This window comes from Pseudoxanthomonas fibrivorans (assembly GCF_041464125.1).
GTDB lineage: Bacteria > Pseudomonadota > Gammaproteobacteria > Xanthomonadales > Xanthomonadaceae > Pseudoxanthomonas.
In genome coordinates this window covers 2,105,987-2,120,964 of record NZ_JBGNUG010000001.1, presented here as the reverse complement: position 1 = coordinate 2,120,964, position 14,978 = coordinate 2,105,987, and the positions used below count along the sequence as shown (strand labels likewise).

Here is a 14,978-nt window from a genome sequence, read left to right as displayed (position 1 = left end):
GCCTCGCCTCAGGTCCTGTCGCCGCCGTCGGCCGCCGGCGCCGCGCGCCCGGGCCCCGGTGCCATCGCCATTGCCATCTCCAGCGCGCGCAGGCGCTTGCGGAGTTCTTCCAGTTCGGCCGCCGGTGCGCTCGCGGGCGCCGCCACCACCGCTGCCACGGGGGCCGTGGCCAGCGGTGCCGTCGCCACCGGTGCCGCGGTGGCCGGCCCGTGCAGCGGGACCGGCTCGCCGGAGGCGTCCTTGAACGGGGTCACCGCCGCGTCGTGGTCGTCGTGGTCGTCCTGGTCGGTGCCGTAGGCCATCTTGTGCAGCACCGGCTTGGTGTACGCCCACAGCCAGGCCAGCGGCCACAGCAGCCCGCCGAAGAACAGCGACAGCAGGCACAGGGTCTTGATCGCGGCCAGCTGCGGGTGGCGCCGCTTGTGCGCGATCTTCTCCGGCAGGATGTGGACGATCCAGAACACGCTGATCAGCACCACCGGCACGATGATCAGCGCGATCCACGCGATCACGTTGGCCATGGTGTCCAGCGCCTCGCCGCTCAGCAGCGAGGCCTCGGCGCGGCCGGGCCACGTCGTGGCCGCCAGCACGGCCACGGCGAGGAGGGGGAAGCGGGTGGAGCGGGCGTGGATCATGGGGGTCCCTTCGATGTCGCGGGGCCGCCGGCGACGGGTTCGCGCGGACGCCCGTGGTGGTGCATGGCCGCGACGATCGCGTTGATCAGCACGTCGTCGTCGACCGGTTTGGCGAGGTAGTCGTCGACCCCGGCGGCGAAGGCCGCGGCCCGCATGTCGGCGGTCTCGTTGCCGGTCAGGATCACCACCGGCACGCCCAGCTGGCGCTCGCGCAGGGCGGCCTGCACGTCCAGGCCGGTCAGCCGAGGCATGTGCATGTCCAGCACGACGCAGTCCGGCGAGCTGTCGGTCACGTGCCGCAGGAACTCGGTGCCCGAGCCGTAGGCCAGGACCTCGAAGCCGGCCGAGCGCAGCAGGCGCTGCAGCGACAGCCGCACGTCCTCCTCGTCATCGACCACGGCAACAATGGGCGGCTTCCCCGGCATGGGGGCACCATCGCCCGCCCCCCCCGGGGCGGCAATTGGCCGTTGGCCCTATGCGGGGCACTGTTTTTATTGTCATGCCCGCTGTGCGAGGATGGCCGTGCCGGGCCGCGGGATCCAGGGGTGCCGCGGCGGAAGGTGGCAATGGAATGCGCCGTACCGGGGTCGCAAGGGGAGCGGCCACCGGGGGTGCGGTCGGAGGACCGCCGGCGTGTCCGCGCTCGTGACGTGGTCAACGGGACAGCCGATGGATTGGGTCGACTATGCATGGCCGATGCTGGCAGCCGCGAGCTTCATGCTCGGGCTGATGCACGCCGTGCTCTGGGTCAATCGCCGCCACGAGCGTAGCTACCTGGCCTTCGCCGTCGCCGCCGCCTCGGTCGGCGCGATCGCCCTGTTCGAACTGGCCAGCTTCCGCGCCGGCACCCCGGCGGCGATGGCCGACGTGATCCTCTACTGGCACGTGGCGATCGCGACCCTGGTCTGGTCGGTGCTGTACGCCACGCATGTCATGTACGGCGTGGGCTCGCCGCTGCTCGGCATGGCCGCGGCGGGGACGCGGCTGATGGCGCTGGTGCTGAACTTCGCCACCGGGGTCAACCTCAACTTCGAGGCCGTCGAGCGGGTCGGCCACGTGGCCTGGCTGGGCGCGGACGTGGCCTATCCCGTCGGCCCGCTCAATCCGTGGGCGATCGTGGCCCAGATCAGCAACGTGCTGGTCGTGGTCTACCTGGCGCAGACCCTGTACCGGGTCCCGCGCGGTTCGCCGTTGTGGGACAGCGCCCTGCTGGTCTGCGGCGGCTGGCTGCTGATGGTGGTCACCATGCTCGCGGCGACCCTGACCGTGGTGCTGGGCCTGCCGCGGCTGCCGCTGGGCACCTCGCCCAGCTTCGTGGTCCTGGTCGGCCTGCTGAGCGCGCTGCTGCTGCGCGAGCTGTTCCGCGCCCAGCGCCTGGACACGATGCTGCGCGAGAGCGAGCAGCGCAGCCTTGGCCGCCAGCGCGAACTGGAGCTGGCCGCGTCGGCGGCCCGCCTCGGCCTGTGGCAATGGGACATGGCGCGCGGCAGCTTCAACCAGAACGCGACCAACGCGCTGCTGCTGGGCCAGCCGGCGGCCGGGGATGCGCCGCCCGGGGCGCTGTTCGCCCATGCCGAGTCGCCCGAGGAAGCGGAGCGCATGTTCCGCGAAGCCATAGCCGCACCGGAATACGAAATCGACTACCGCGTCCGCCGGCCCGACGGCGTCCGCGCCTGGATACGCCTGCGCGGCAACGTCGAGCACGACGCCGCCGGCCACCCGCGCACCGTGCGCGGCGTGACCATCGACGTCACCCGCCGGCGCGAAGAGTCCGGCATCCTGCGCACGCTGCTGGAGTCGGCGCCGAGCGCGCTGCTGCTGGTCGAACCCTGCGGGACAGTGCGCTATGCCAACCTCGAGGCCGCGCGCATCTTCGGGTACCCGCCGGAGGAGCTGGTCGGCCTCCCGGTCGAGGCGCTGGTGCCGCACGACGTCCGCGAGCTGCACCTGCGCGAGCGGATGCGTTACCTGGACGATGCGTCACCCCGGGCGATGGCCGCCACGCGCGACGTCCATGGCCTGCGCCGCGACGGCGAGCAGTTCCCGATCGAGGCCCGCCTGAGCGCGGTCGAGCTGGACGGCGAACTGCGGGTCATGGTGGCGGTCACCGACCTGAGCGCGCGCAAGCAGCTCGAGTACGAGATGGCGATGGAGCGCGAGAGCGTGGCCCACCTGGCGCGCGTGACGATGCTCGGCGAACTGTCCGGCTCGCTGGCCCACGAGCTCAACCAGCCCCTGGCGGCGATCCTGAGCAACGCGCAGGCCGCCCAGCGCATCCTCCACCGCGACCCGAGCGACCTGGAGCAGGTCCACGAGATCCTCGCCGACATCGTCGAGACCGACCGCCGCGCCGGGCAAGTGATCGGGCGCCTGCGCGGCATGCTCCGCCGCGAGGCGCGCGAGTTCGTGCCGCTGGACGTCAACGAAGTGGTCCAGGAATGCGTGCGGCTGATGCGCAACGACCTGCTCAACCGGCGCGTCTCGTACCGCCTGAACCTGATGCCCGGGCTGCCGGCCTGCCGCGGCGATGCGATCCAGCTGCAGCAGGTGCTGATGAACCTGATCCGCAACGCCTGCGACGCGCTGCCCGAGGAGCGCGGCGAGCGCATCGTCCGGGTGCGGACCAACCGGTCCGATACCGGCGTATGCACCGAGGTGGTCGACACCGGCAGCGGTATCGACGACGGGATGCTGGAGCGTATATTCACCCCGTTCGAGACCACCAAGGCGAGCGGGATGGGGATGGGGCTGGCGGTGTGCCGGACCATCATCCGGGCCCATGGCGGGCGCATCTGGGCGGAGAACGTGAAGCCGCGGGGTGCGCGCGTTTCCTTCGAATTGCCGGTGCAGGGGTAGGCCATGTCTTCCGTTGTCCATGTCGTCGACGATGATCCCGATGTGCTGAAGGCGCTGGCGCGGCTGCTGGCCACCGACGGGTTCCAGGTCGCGCTCAGCGCGTCCACCCAGGAATTCCTCGAACGCTACGACCCGGCGACCACCGGCTGCATCGTGCTGGACCTGTCGATGCCGGGCATGGACGGCCTGGAGCTGCAGGCCATGCTGGCCGAGCGTGGCGCCGTCCACCCGGTGGTCTTCCTTACCGGGCGCGGCGACATCGCCAGCAGCGTGAGGGCGATGAAGGCCGGGGCGATCGACTTCCTGACCAAGCCGGTGGACGTGGACGCGCTGCTGGCGGCGGTCAACCGCGGCGTGCGCATGAACGACGAGATGCGCAACCGCAGCCACGACCGCGAAGACGCCAGGGCCCTGTTCTCGACCCTCACCCCGCGCGAGCGCGAACTGGTGCCGCACCTGGTGACCGGACGGCTCAACAAGCAGATCGCGGGCGACCTCGGCATCGCCGAGAAGACGATCAAGGTCCATCGCTCGCGGATCATGCACAAGCTGCACATCCGCTCGCTGGTGGACCTGGTGCGGTTCATGGAGCGACTGGAGGGCAGCGCCCCGCGGGCCGACGCGGCCGCCGCGCGCCCCGAGGTGCGCCGCGCCGCGCGCGGCTGAGCACGCCGGCCGCGGCGATGGCCCTGTTCCCCGAATCGCGTCGGATCCTGGAGCCTGGCGAACGCGCTGCCGAGATCCTGTTCGGCGTGATCATGACCATGACGTTCACCGGCACCCTGAGCATCGCCGATGCCGGGCGCGACGACGTCCGCGCGATGTTCATCGGCGCGCTCGGCTGCAACATCGCCTGGGGCGTCATCGACGGGATCATCTACCTGATGGCCTGCCGCGCCGACCGCGCGGCCGAACTGCGGATGTTCCGGTCGGTGCATGGCGCGGTCGACCCGGCCTCCGGCCGCGCCGCGCTGGCCGCGGCCCTGCCGCCGCTGGTGGCCTCGCTGCTGCGGCAGGACGAAGTGGAGATGCTGCGCGCACGCCTGGCCGCGCTGTCCGAGCCGCCGGGACACGCGCGGCTGGCGCGCCGCGACTGGCTCGGTGCGCTCGGGGTCGGCCTGCTGGTGGTGTTCACCACCTTCCCGCTGGCGCTGCCGTTCCTGTTCCTCGACCGCGTCGGCCCGGCGATGCGCCTGTCCAACGCCATCGCCCTGGCGATGCTGTTCCTGGCCGGGGTGGTCTACGCCCGCAGCATCGACCGTCCGGCGCTGCGGGTCGGCCTGGGCATGACCGCGCTGGGCGTGGTCCTGGCGCTGCTGACCATCGCCCTGGGCGGCTGAGCCCATACCCCCCGCCTGTACGCGGGCTGCAGGCCGGGCGGGGGTGGCGGCGGGCCCGTCACCCGGCCGCCCCGAGTCTGTAGCATGTGCGCGCCAAGCCCGCGAATGCCGGGACGTCCCCGGTTCCGAGCCATGGAAACAGCCATCCTTCCCTCCAGCCCGTCCCAGACCCCCCGCTACGCGGCCTCCGCGCGGCTGTCGGTCGCCCCGATGATGGACTGGACCGACCGCCACTGCCGGGCGTTCCACCGCCTGCTGGCGCCCCACGCGCGCCTGTACACGGAAATGGTCCACGCCAATGCGGTCGTGCTCGGCGACCGCGAGCGCCTGCTGGGCTTCGATCCGGTCGAGCATCCGCTGGCGCTGCAGCTGGGCGGCAGCGAGCCGCAGGTGCTGGCGCAGGCGGCGCGGATCGGCGCCGACCGCGGGTACGACGAGATCAACCTCAACTGCGGCTGCCCGTCGGACCGGGTCCAGGCCGGCCGCTTCGGCGCCTGCCTGATGCGGGAGCCCGGGCTGGTCGCCGACTGCGTGGCGGCGATGGCCGCCGCGGTGCCGGTCCCGGTGACGGTGAAGTGCCGGCTGGGGGTGGACGACGAGCATGACTACGACCGCTTCCGCGCGTTCGTCGACACGGTGGCCGCCGCCGGCTGCGCCACGTTCGTGGTCCATGCGCGGAACGCCTGGCTGCAGGGCCTGTCGCCCAAGGAGAACCGGGAAATCCCGCCGCTGCGCTACGAATGGGCCTGGCGGCTCAAGCGCGAGCGCCCGGACCTGCAGGTGCTGGTCAACGGCGGCCTCGCCACCCGGGCCGCGGTCCAGGCGCAACAGGCGCATGTCGACGGCGTGATGCTCGGCCGTGCCGCGTACCACGACCCGTACCTGCTGCACCTGCTGGACGTCGAGTGCTACGGCGGAGAGGCGCGCGACCGCGCCGGGCTGCTGCGCGGGCTGCGCCCCTACGTCGAAGGCCGGCTCGAGCAGGGGGTGGCGCTCAAGCACATCACCCGGCACGTGCTCGGGCTGTTCCACGGCCAACCCGGCGGCCGCGCATTCCGCCAGGTGCTGAGCGAGGGCGCGCACCGCGAGGGCGCGGGGTGGGCGCTGGTCGAGCGCGCGCTCGCGGCAACGGCACAGGCGGGGCGCGCGGCCGCGTGATCACCCGCGACGCGGATGCCTTCGTCGCCCTGGCGCGCGGCAGCCGGCCGGACTTCGGCCCCGCCACCGCCCGCGCGGCGTTCCTGGTCACGCCGGAAGGCTTCGCCCGCGCCGAGGAATCCGCGCTCGACAACCGCTACATGGCCCACGCCGCGGGGTACGACTGCGAGCGCGCCCTGGCCGAGCACCGTGCGCTGCAGCGCGCCCTGGCCGCGGACGTGCCCGTCTTCACCTTCCCCGGCGATCCCGCGGCGCCGGACGCGGTGTTCGCGAACAACGTGTTCGCCAGCATGCGCCCGGACGCGGCGACCCATCCGGGCGCGGCGCCCCGCCTGGTGATCGGCCGCATGCGCCATCCGGTGCGCCGGCGCGAAGCGCAGCGGCCCGACATCCGGGCCTTCTTCCGCGACCTGGCCGGCACCTCCGAGGTGGACCTGTCGCAGCAGCCCCATCCTTGCGAACTGACCGGCTCGATCGTGATCGACCGCGCCCGCGGCCTCGGCTACTGCGGCCTGTCCGAACGCTGCGACGAGCCGGGTGCGCGGCTGATGCACGAGGCGTTCGGGCTGCGGGCGACGCTCCTGTTCGACCTGGCGCCCGGCGAGTACCACGCCAACGTGGTGCTGGCGGTGCTGGCCGGGCGGGCGTTGCTGGCCAGTCCGTCCGGCTTCGCCGATCCCCGGGTGGCCTCGGCCATCGCCACGCTCTACGCGGACGCGGTGTGGCTGGATCCCCGCCAGCAGGCCGCCTTCGCCGCCAACGCGATCGCGCTGTCGCCGCGCCGGGTCTGGATGAGCGGGATCGCCGCGGCCTCGCTGGGCCCGGACCAGCGCCAGGCCCTGGCGCGGGCCGGCTTCGAGCTGGCCCACATGCCCCTTGGGGCGATCGAGGCGGGTGGCGGTTCGCTGCGCTGCTGTGTCGCGGAGGTGTTCTGAGCGCGTCCAGGGGCTGAATGGCAGGGGCCCCGGATGTGGATAAGTTCAGACCGGATTCACCGCTTTCTAACGAACATCTCCGCCCAGCCGGAGCACTGGATGCCGACCCTGGGCAAGGGTCGGATTTGCCATTGCCGCCAGAGTCCGTTAGGAAGTCGTGATGCCTCGCCTGTTCCGCCTCGCCATCGCCATGTTGCCGCTCGCGCTCGGCGCGGCCGTGGCCGGTGCCCAGGAACCGCGGCGTGCGGGCCCCGAGGCGGGGCCGCGGCAGTCGGGCCGCGAGGTGGGGATGCGCGAATCGCTGGTCCAGCGTCGGCGCAACGCGGCGCCGGACATCCGCCAGGCCATGGACGCCCGCCCGACGGTGCGTGCGGAAGCGCCGGCGCCGGCCAACCATTCGATGTCCGATGCCGTGCGCCGGGTCCAGCGTTCGACCGGCGGCCAGATCCTCGGCGCCGAGCAGGTGCCCTTCGAAGGGCGCAGCATCACCCGGGTCAAGTACATGGACGATCGCGGTCGGGTCCGCTATATGGACTACACCGACGAGTCGGGCGCGCGCGAGCGGCGACCGCCGCGACGCGCCGATAACGGCGAGCGATAGACACTGAGCGTCCGGCCGGGGGCCGGGCGAGGAAGCCACAGAACACCGCAACTCAGGGAGAGTGCATGCGTATCCTTCTGGTCGAAGACGAAGCGCCGCTGCGGGAAACGCTGGCCGCGCGCCTCAAGCGCGAGGGCTTCGCGGTCGATGCCGCCCAGGACGGCGAGGAAGGCCTGTACATGGGCCGCGAGGTGCCGTTCGACGTGGCCATCATCGACCTCGGCCTGCCGAAGATGTCGGGCATGGAGCTGGTCAAGGCGCTGCGTGACGAGGGCAAGAACTTCCCGGTGCTGATCCTGACCGCGCGTTCGAGCTGGCAGGACAAGGTCGAGGGCCTCAAGCAGGGCGCCGACGACTACCTGGTCAAGCCGTTCCATGTCGAAGAACTGCTGGCGCGCCTCAATGCGCTGGTGCGTCGCGCGGCCGGCTGGAGCAAGCCGGTGCTCGAATGCGGCCCGGTCGCGCTGGACCTGGCGGCGCAGACGGTCAGCGTGTCGGGCAGCAACGTCGACCTCACCAGCTACGAGTACAAGGTGCTCGAGTACCTGATGATGCACGCCGGTGAACTGGTCTCGAAGGCCGACCTGACGGAGCACATCTACCAGCAGGATTTCGACCGCGACTCGAACGTGCTGGAGGTCTTCATCGGCCGCCTGCGCAAGAAGCTGGACCCGGACGGCGAGCTGAAGCCGATCGAGACCGTGCGCGGCCGCGGCTACCGCTTCGCCATCGCCCGCACCGACGGCTGACCGCGGAAGGCGCGGACAGCCGCCAGGGGACCTTGTGGAGCGCAGTCGATTCGGGTTCCGGCCATGGCGGCCGCGCTCGCTCAAGGCACGCCAGCTCACCGCGGCAAGCGCCAGCCTGGTCGCCTTCCTGATGCTGGCCGGTTTCGCCCTGGACCGGGCGTTCGCCGAAACTGCCGAGGCCAACCTGCGCCAGCGGCTGAAGAGCTACGCGATGGCGTATGCGGACAACATCGACTTCGGTCGGGACGGTTCGCTGTACACGCCCGAGCTCGGCCCCGATCCGCGCTTCCACCGCCCCGGCAGCGGCCTGTACGCCGAGGTGGTGATGCCGAGCGGCCACTGGGCCTCGCTGTCGGCGGAAGGGCCGCTGCTGCCCGAGGTCGCCGGCCAGCTCGAACCGCGCCAGGAGCGCTTCGACGGGCCGCTGGCGATCACCCAGATCGACGGCAGCCAGGGCGAGGTGTACCGCTACGGCATCGGCCTGGTCTGGGCCGAGCGCGGGCCCGACAACGAGTTCCCCTACACGATCTTCGTGATGGAGGACGCGCAGACCCTGGCCGCGCAGGTGCGCGTGTTCCGCGCCGCGCTGTGGGTCTACTTGGGCGGCGCCGGCCTGTTCCTGTTGCTGCTCCAGGTGGTGATCCTCAACTGGAGCCTGCGCCCGCTGCAGCGCGTGATCGCCGAACTCGTCCGCGTGCAGCGCGGCCAGCTGCAACGCATGAGCGAACGCCATCCGCGGGAACTCGAGCCGCTGACCGAGAGCATCAACGCGCTGATCGAGAGCGAGCGCGAGCACCTGGATCGCCAGCGCAACACGCTGGCGGACCTGGCCCACAGCCTGAAGACGCCGCTGGCGGTGCTGCGCACCCAGCTCGACGCGGGCAAGGACGAAGGCGGGGTGCGGGAAGTGGCGCTGCGCCAGGAGCTCGACGTCCAGCTCAAGCGCATGAACGACCTGGTGTCCTACCAGCTCGCGCGCGCCGCCTCCGGCGGCCACAAGCTGTTCTCCGCGCCGGTGCCGATCGAATCCACCGCCGAGGAGATCGTGCGCGGGCTCGAAAAGGTCTACGCGGCCAAGAACGTGCTGTGCGAATTCGACGTCGCCCCGGGCGTGCAGTTCTACGGCGAGGCCGGCGACCTGCAGGAGCTGCTGGGCAACCTGCTCGAGAACGCGTTCAAGTGGGCGCGCCATCGCGTGCTGCTCACCGCGCGGCCGGGCCCGTCGGCGCCCAACCGCCGCGCCGGCCTGCAGCTGGCGGTCGACGACGATGGCCCGGGCATCGCGGTGGAAGACGTGGCCAAGGTCCTGCAGCGCGGCGTCCGCGGCGACGAGCGCGTGCAGGGCCACGGCATCGGCCTGTCGATCGTGCAGGACCTCGTCCGCGACTACCGCGGCGAACTGCAGGTGACCCGTTCGACCGAACTGGGCGGCGCACGCTTCGAAGTCACGCTGCCGCCCGGCCTGTGAGCCGCGGCGACGGGGTGGGCGCGGGTACCGGCGGGGGCCCGGCCGCGCGGGGCTATGCCGCGGGCGGCGGCCCGTAGAAGCGGGCGAGGTGCGCGGCCACGTCGGGCATCTCCGCCGCCAGCAGCGCCGGCGCGGAGAAGTGGTACTCGGTGGCGACGGCGAAGAATTCCTCGGGTGCCTCGGCGGCGTACGGATCGATGTGCGTCTCGCGTCCCGCGTCGACGTCGGCGCGGAACGCGTCGTAGGCGCGCTGGAAATCGCGCGCCCACGTGCGCTGCCAGGAAGAGGGCAGCGGCGGGGTGCCGTCCAGTTCGCCGTCGAGCACGTCGATCTTGTGCGCCATCTCGTGCACCGCCACGCAGTACCCGGCATCCGGTTCGGCGATGTCCGCCAGGATGTCGGCCCAGGAAAGGATCAGCGGGCCGTGGTCCCACGCTTCGCCGGCCAGCTCGTCGTCCCACTGGTGGAGGACGCCGGCGGCGTCCACGTGGCTTCGGCGAACCCGGAACGCATCCGGGTAGACCAGCAGCTGCGACCAGCCGCGCAGGCCGGCCTCGCCGAACTCGAGCAGCGGGAGGCAGCACAGTGCGGCGAGCAGCACGCGCTGCGCGTCGTCCAGTTCCAGCCCGTCGAGCGGGGTGATGGTCTTCTCGTGCAGGAAGCGGGCCGCCAGCGCGCGCAGGCGTTCCTGTCGCGCCGGATCGAGCGCGGCGACCCACGGCAGGCCGGCGCAGGCGGGGTGCCAGAGGACGTCGTCGAGTGCGGGGGGGCGCGGCCGCAGCCAGCGCGACAACGTCTTGATCAGCGGAACATGCCCGGCAGGAAGCTGTGCCAGCGGTTGCCGCGGACGCGCGGCGCGGTGGCCTCATCGCTGCCGCCGCCACCGGTCGCCGCCGGCCTGGGCGTGCTGCGTGCGGCGGGCGGCGTGGCCGGCCGCGCCTGCGGCGCGTCCGCCTCCGCCACGGCGACCGCCGGCGCGGGACGTGCGTAGACGCAGGCGCCGTTCTTCGGCGCCGTCCCGGACTCGGACGCCGTCGCCCAGCACAGCGCCGGGACGGCGAGCAGCAACAGCAGCGTAAGCAGGCGGCTCATCGGCGGATCCATCGACCGGTGGCGGGATATCCCGACTATAGCGCGCCGCGGGCCGGCTGGCATGTGCCCGGGCCGCCGCCCGGCGGGCGATAATCGGCCGGTTGACTGGCCGCTGCGCCGGAGGATTCACGTGGACGATCGCGAGCTGCTGCTCCGCCTGGGGGCGGGCGGGATATCGGGCGACGCCCTGGCGCGCGACGCCGGGGTCACCCGGGCCGCGGTGTGGAAGCGGATCCAGGCGCTGCGCGGGGCCGGCATGGAGATCGAGGCACGCCCGGGGCGGGGATACGCCCTGGCGCGGCCGGCCGACCTGCTCGATGCCGCGGCCCTGCGCGCCGGCCTGCCGCCGGCGGTGGCGGCCGGTATCGGGACGCTGGAGGTCGCCTGGAGCCTGGATTCGACCAACAGCGAACTCCTGCGCCGGCCGGCGACGACGGCGACGGCGGTGCTGCTGGCCGAACGCCAGACCGCCGGCCGGGGCCGCCTCGGCCGGAGCTGGAATTCCCCGCTCGGCGCGCAGGTCTGTTTGTCGGTGCGGCGCGGCTTCGAAGGCGGCCTGGCCCGCCTCGGCGGGCTGAGCCTGGTGGCCGGGGTGGCGGTGGCCGAAGCCTTGCACGGCCTGGGGTACCACGACGTCGGCCTGAAATGGCCGAACGACCTGGTCGCCGGCGATCGCAAGCTGGCCGGGTTGCTGGTCGAAGGCGGGGGCGAGCATGCCGGCCCGGTGCAGGCGGTGGTCGGGGTGGGCATCAACGTGCGCCTGCCGCAGGCGGCCACGCGTGCCATCGACCAGCCATGGACCGACCTGGCCCAGCTCGGAAGCACGGCCACGCCGTCGCGCAACGTGGTCGCGGCGGCCGTGCTCGCGGCCCTGCTCCCGGCGCTGGACGCGTTCGATGTCGAGGGGCTGGCCCCCTTCCTCCCGCGCTACGCCGCACTCGATGCGCTGGCCGGCCGCGCGGTGCGGGTGAGCGCCGGGCGCGAGCCGGTCACCGGCCAGGCGATGGGCCTGGCCGCTGACGGAGGCTTGCGCGTGCGCACCGGCGACGCAGGCACGGAGCGGGTCTTCCATGCCGGCGAAGTCAGCGTGAGGGCGCAATGAGCGACTGGCTGTTCGATCTCGGGAATTCGCGGTTCAAGGCCGCGCGCTGGGAAACCGGAGGCGGGATCGGCGACGTCCTGGCCTGGCCGCACGGGGCCGACGCCCTGGTGGCCGGCGATGCCAGCCAGGGACCGCTTCCGCGCGGGCGTCATGCGTGGCTGGCCAGCGTCGCCGCGCCGGCGCTGACCGCCCAGGTGCTCGCCCTGCTGCGCGAGCGTTTCGAGCAGGTCCACGTGGCCCGGACGCTGGCCGAGTGCGGTGGCGTGCGCGTGGCCTACGCCCAGCCGCAGCGGCTGGGCGTGGACCGGTTCCTGGCGCTGCTGGGTGCGCGCACGATCGGCGGCGACGTGCTGGTCGCCGGTGTCGGCACGGCCCTGACCATCGACCTGCTCGGCGCCGATGGCCGCCACCATGGCGGCCGCATCGCCGCCTCGCCGACGCTCATGCGCCAGGCCCTGCACCAGCGTGCGGTGCAGCTCCCGGCGGCGGGGGGCGTCTATGCCGAATTCGCCGACGACACCGAGGCTGCGCTGGCGTCGGGGTGCGACGGGGCGGCCGTCGCGCTGGTGGAAAGGTCGCTGCGCGAGGCGGCGGACCGCCTCGGCCGGGTGCCGCCGCTGGTGATGCATGGCGGCGGCGCCGGGCCGTTGCTGCCGCTGCTGCCGCAGGCCGCCCTGCGGCCGGCGCTGGTGCTTGAGGGCCTGGCCACCTGGGCCCGCGCGCATGGCGCGCCGGCGGCCTGAAAAGCTCGGATAGAATCGGCGCCCATGCTCGCTCGCGCCCTGATCGTCATCCTTGTCGCACTCAATCTCGGTGTCGCGGCATGGTGGCTGCTGCGGCCGGATCCGCCCGCGCCGGTCCTGCCCACCTCCACGGCCGGAGGCGTCGAACTCAGGATGCTGGCCGCGGCGCCGATGCAGGACGACACGCCTGCCCGGGTGGCATCCCCGGCCGTGCCGGCGACAACGCCCGCCACCTGCCTGCGCCTGGGGCCGTTCCCGGACCGCGGCGCGGCCGAAGTCGCGCAGGCGGGCCTCGGGGCCCTGCTGCGCGATGCCGCGCTGACCGAGGAGGCCGGCCAGGCGACGGGTTATCGCGTGCTGCTGCCGCCCGCCGGCGACCGCGCGCAGGCCCAGGCCACGGCAGCGCGCATCGCCGCCGCGGGTTTCGAGGACCTCATCGTCCTGAACCAGGGCGGCGATGCCAACGCCATCGCGCTCGGTGCCTATCGCAACCGCGAGACCGCGGAACGTCGCGCCGCGGCGTTGCGTGCCGCCGGCTTCCCCGCCGAGGTCCGCGCACAGGGCGCGAGCGGTGCGTCGCGCTGGTGGCTCGACGGCCGGAGCGTGGACGCCGCCACGGTCCGCGCCACGTTCCCCGCCGCGCAGGACCGCGATTGCGCCACCCTGCGCTAGAATCCGCCGCACCCCGCGCCGCCTTAGCTCAGCTGGTAGAGCAACCGCCTTGTAAGCGGTAGGTCATCCGTTCGAATCGGATAGGCGGCACCATCCGGCGTTCGACTTGCGGTGGCCATGGGCGCCGCCTTGTGCTCCTTCGTTGGGTGGCGTGCCGGCGGCGCTTGCCGCAGCAGCGCCGCATGCGCGCGTGGATCGACGGGTCAGGCCAAGGCGCGCCCGCGATGCGACCGTGCACGCTGCGCTGCGGCGGGTCTGTGCGGGAGGCACTGGCTAGACTGGGTGCTTCGCACCAACGATCCGCGACTGCATGATCCAGAAATTTCCTTCCGTTTCCCTCATCGGCGTGCCCACCGACATCGGCGCCGGGCATCGCGGCGCGTCGCTGGGCCCGGAGGCGCTGCGCATCGCCGGCATCGCCGAAGCCCTGGCCGGCCGCGGCGTCGACGTGCGCGATTGCGGCAACCTGGCCGGGCCGACCAATCCGTGGCAGCCGCCGACCGAGGGCTATCGCCACCTCGAGCAGGTGGTCGCGTGGAACGGCGCGCTGATGGAGGCGAGCCTGCGCGAACTGCGCGCCGGGCGCATGCCGGTGATGCTGGGGGGCGACCATTGCCTGGCGATCGGTTCGATCACCGCGGTCGCCCGGCATTGCCGCGAAACCGGCAAGCAGCTGCGCGTGCTGTGGCTCGATGCGCACGCCGATTTCAACACCAGCGCCGTCACCCCGTCCGGGAACGTCCACGGCATGCCGGTGGCCTGCCTGTGCGGGCTCGGGCCGGATGCGCTGACCCGGCTCGGCGGCGATTCGCCTGCGCTGATGCCGCACCAGGTGCGCCAGATCGGCATCCGCTCGGTGGATCCGGAGGAGAAGCGTCTGGTCAAGCAGCACCGGCTGGACATCTACGACATGCGCTACATCGACGAAGTCGGGATGAAGCAGGTCATGCTGCAGGCGCTGGAGGGGGTCGACGCCGACACCCACCTGCACGTCAGCTTCGACGTCGACTTCCTCGACCCGGGCATCGCGCCGGGCGTGGGCACCGTGGTGCCCGGCGGGCCGAACTACCGCGAGGCGCAGCTGGTGATGGAGATGATCGCCGACACCGGACGGATGGGTTCGCTGGACATCGTCGAGCTCAACCCGGTGCTCGACGACCACAACATCACCGCCGAGCTGGCGGTGGACCTGGTGGAAAGCCTGTTCGGCAAGTCGACCCTGATGCGCGACTGAACATTGCCGGGCGCATTCACGCCGGTTCCACGGCCGGGTCGCCAGATTGGCCGCCAACCCGCACCCGGTGCGGTCCACCGTCACGAGGATCCCGACATGAAGCGCATCATCGCCCTGACCCTGCTCAGCCTGTTCTCCGTCTCCATGCTGTCGGCCTGCAACACCGTTTCGGGCGCCGGCAAGGACATCGAGGCCGCCGGCGACAAGATCGACGACAAGGCGCAGGACTGCAAGGACGGCAAGTGCTGATTGCAGCTGGCATGCGTCGCGGAAAGGGCCGGGAATCCGGCCCTTTTCTTTTTGCGGATTCGTGGACATGCAGGCATTGCAACGGCGCATGCATGATCGGTTCAGCCGCATAACCTCGCGTTGACGCGCGATGGATCGGCGGCG

At 72.4% G+C, this 14,978-nt stretch carries 17 protein-coding genes and 1 tRNA gene; 14 read left to right on the top strand and 4 right to left on the bottom strand.

What is annotated here, in order from left to right; genetic code table 11:
* Window positions 1-8: 8 nt before the first annotated feature.
* Together ACA089_RS09755 and ACA089_RS09750 are read right to left on the bottom strand one after the other, a co-directional pair.
* The gene (locus ACA089_RS09755; protein WP_372016279.1) at window positions 9-635 is read right to left on the bottom strand and encodes a DUF3302 domain-containing protein; all 627 of its coding nucleotides are present in this window, start codon (window positions 633-635) and stop codon (window positions 9-11) included.
* Window positions 632-1,060: a response regulator transcription factor gene (locus tag ACA089_RS09750; RefSeq protein ID WP_372016277.1), complete on the bottom strand. Its 429-nt coding sequence runs from the start codon at window positions 1,058-1,060 to the stop codon at window positions 632-634. Before ACA089_RS09750 ends, ACA089_RS09755 begins: the two co-directional genes overlap by 4 nt.
* 244 nt (window positions 1,061-1,304) lie before the next feature.
* On the opposite strand from ACA089_RS09750, the gene ACA089_RS09745 reads away from it, so the two are divergent.
* The 8 genes from ACA089_RS09745 (at window position 1,305) to ACA089_RS09710 (ending at window position 9,742) form a co-directional block, all read left to right on the top strand.
* Complete coding sequence (locus ACA089_RS09745) at window positions 1,305-3,491, top strand: two-component system sensor histidine kinase NtrB (RefSeq protein ID WP_372016275.1); 2,187 nt, start codon at window positions 1,305-1,307, stop codon at window positions 3,489-3,491.
* Window positions 3,492-3,494: 3 nt separating this feature from the next.
* A complete protein-coding gene (locus ACA089_RS09740) occupies window positions 3,495-4,157 on the top strand; it encodes a response regulator transcription factor (protein WP_372016273.1) in 663 nt (220 codons plus the stop codon).
* A 17-nt stretch (window positions 4,158-4,174) separates the two neighbouring features.
* Window positions 4,175-4,831 carry a hypothetical protein gene (locus tag ACA089_RS09735; protein WP_372016271.1) on the top strand — a complete coding sequence of 219 codons (657 nt, stop codon included), beginning with the start codon at window positions 4,175-4,177 and terminating at the stop codon, window positions 4,829-4,831.
* A gap of 132 nt (window positions 4,832-4,963) precedes the next feature.
* Entirely contained in the window at window positions 4,964-5,989 is a 1,026-nt protein-coding gene (gene dusA / locus ACA089_RS09730; protein WP_372016268.1) for a tRNA dihydrouridine(20/20a) synthase DusA, read from the top strand.
* On the top strand, window positions 5,986-6,924 hold the full coding sequence (locus ACA089_RS09725; protein ID WP_372016265.1) for an arginine deiminase-related protein: 939 nt from the start codon (window positions 5,986-5,988) through the stop codon (window positions 6,922-6,924). Before dusA ends, ACA089_RS09725 begins: the two co-directional genes overlap by 4 nt.
* A 346-nt stretch (window positions 6,925-7,270) precedes the next feature.
* Window positions 7,271-7,525 carry a hypothetical protein gene (locus ACA089_RS09720; protein WP_372017743.1) on the top strand — a complete coding sequence of 85 codons (255 nt, stop codon included), beginning with the start codon at window positions 7,271-7,273 and terminating at the stop codon, window positions 7,523-7,525.
* A gap of 65 nt (window positions 7,526-7,590) precedes the next feature.
* A complete protein-coding gene (locus tag ACA089_RS09715) occupies window positions 7,591-8,274 on the top strand; it encodes a response regulator transcription factor (RefSeq protein ID WP_162408490.1) in 684 nt (227 codons plus the stop codon).
* Window positions 8,275-8,308: 34 nt separating this feature from the next.
* Entirely contained in the window at window positions 8,309-9,742 is a 1,434-nt protein-coding gene (locus ACA089_RS09710) for an ATP-binding protein (protein ID WP_459077394.1), read from the top strand.
* A gap of 52 nt (window positions 9,743-9,794) precedes the next feature.
* Here the strand turns inward: ACA089_RS09710 and ACA089_RS09705 are convergent, their stop codons facing one another.
* Complete coding sequence (locus ACA089_RS09705) at window positions 9,795-10,577, bottom strand: M90 family metallopeptidase (RefSeq protein WP_372017739.1); 783 nt, start codon at window positions 10,575-10,577, stop codon at window positions 9,795-9,797.
* Window positions 10,544-10,834 (bottom strand): hypothetical protein, encoded by a 291-nt coding sequence (locus ACA089_RS09700; protein WP_372016262.1) that lies wholly within the window; start codon window positions 10,832-10,834, stop codon window positions 10,544-10,546. Before ACA089_RS09700 ends, ACA089_RS09705 begins: the two co-directional genes overlap by 34 nt.
* A gap of 130 nt (window positions 10,835-10,964) precedes the next feature.
* Between ACA089_RS09700 and birA the strand changes: the two genes are divergently transcribed.
* From birA to ACA089_RS09670, 6 genes are all read left to right on the top strand, one after another.
* A complete protein-coding gene (birA, locus tag ACA089_RS09695) occupies window positions 10,965-11,936 on the top strand; it encodes a bifunctional biotin--[acetyl-CoA-carboxylase] ligase/biotin operon repressor BirA (RefSeq protein WP_372016259.1) in 972 nt (323 codons plus the stop codon).
* Window positions 11,933-12,679, top strand: a complete 747-nt coding sequence (locus tag ACA089_RS09690) for a type III pantothenate kinase (protein ID WP_372016256.1) — start codon at window positions 11,933-11,935, stop codon at window positions 12,677-12,679. Before birA ends, ACA089_RS09690 begins: the two co-directional genes overlap by 4 nt.
* Before the next feature lie 24 nt (window positions 12,680-12,703).
* Complete coding sequence (locus ACA089_RS09685; RefSeq protein ID WP_372016254.1) at window positions 12,704-13,351, top strand: SPOR domain-containing protein; 648 nt, start codon at window positions 12,704-12,706, stop codon at window positions 13,349-13,351.
* A 17-nt stretch (window positions 13,352-13,368) separates the two neighbouring features.
* A tRNA-Thr gene (locus tag ACA089_RS09680) sits at window positions 13,369-13,444 on the top strand.
* A 217-nt stretch (window positions 13,445-13,661) separates the two neighbouring features.
* Window positions 13,662-14,585 (top strand): arginase, encoded by a 924-nt coding sequence (gene rocF, locus ACA089_RS09675; RefSeq protein ID WP_372016250.1) that lies wholly within the window; start codon window positions 13,662-13,664, stop codon window positions 14,583-14,585.
* Window positions 14,586-14,681: 96 nt separating this feature from the next.
* A complete protein-coding gene (locus ACA089_RS09670) occupies window positions 14,682-14,834 on the top strand; it encodes an entericidin A/B family lipoprotein (RefSeq protein WP_162408484.1) in 153 nt (50 codons plus the stop codon).
* Window positions 14,835-14,978 lie beyond the last annotated feature (144 nt).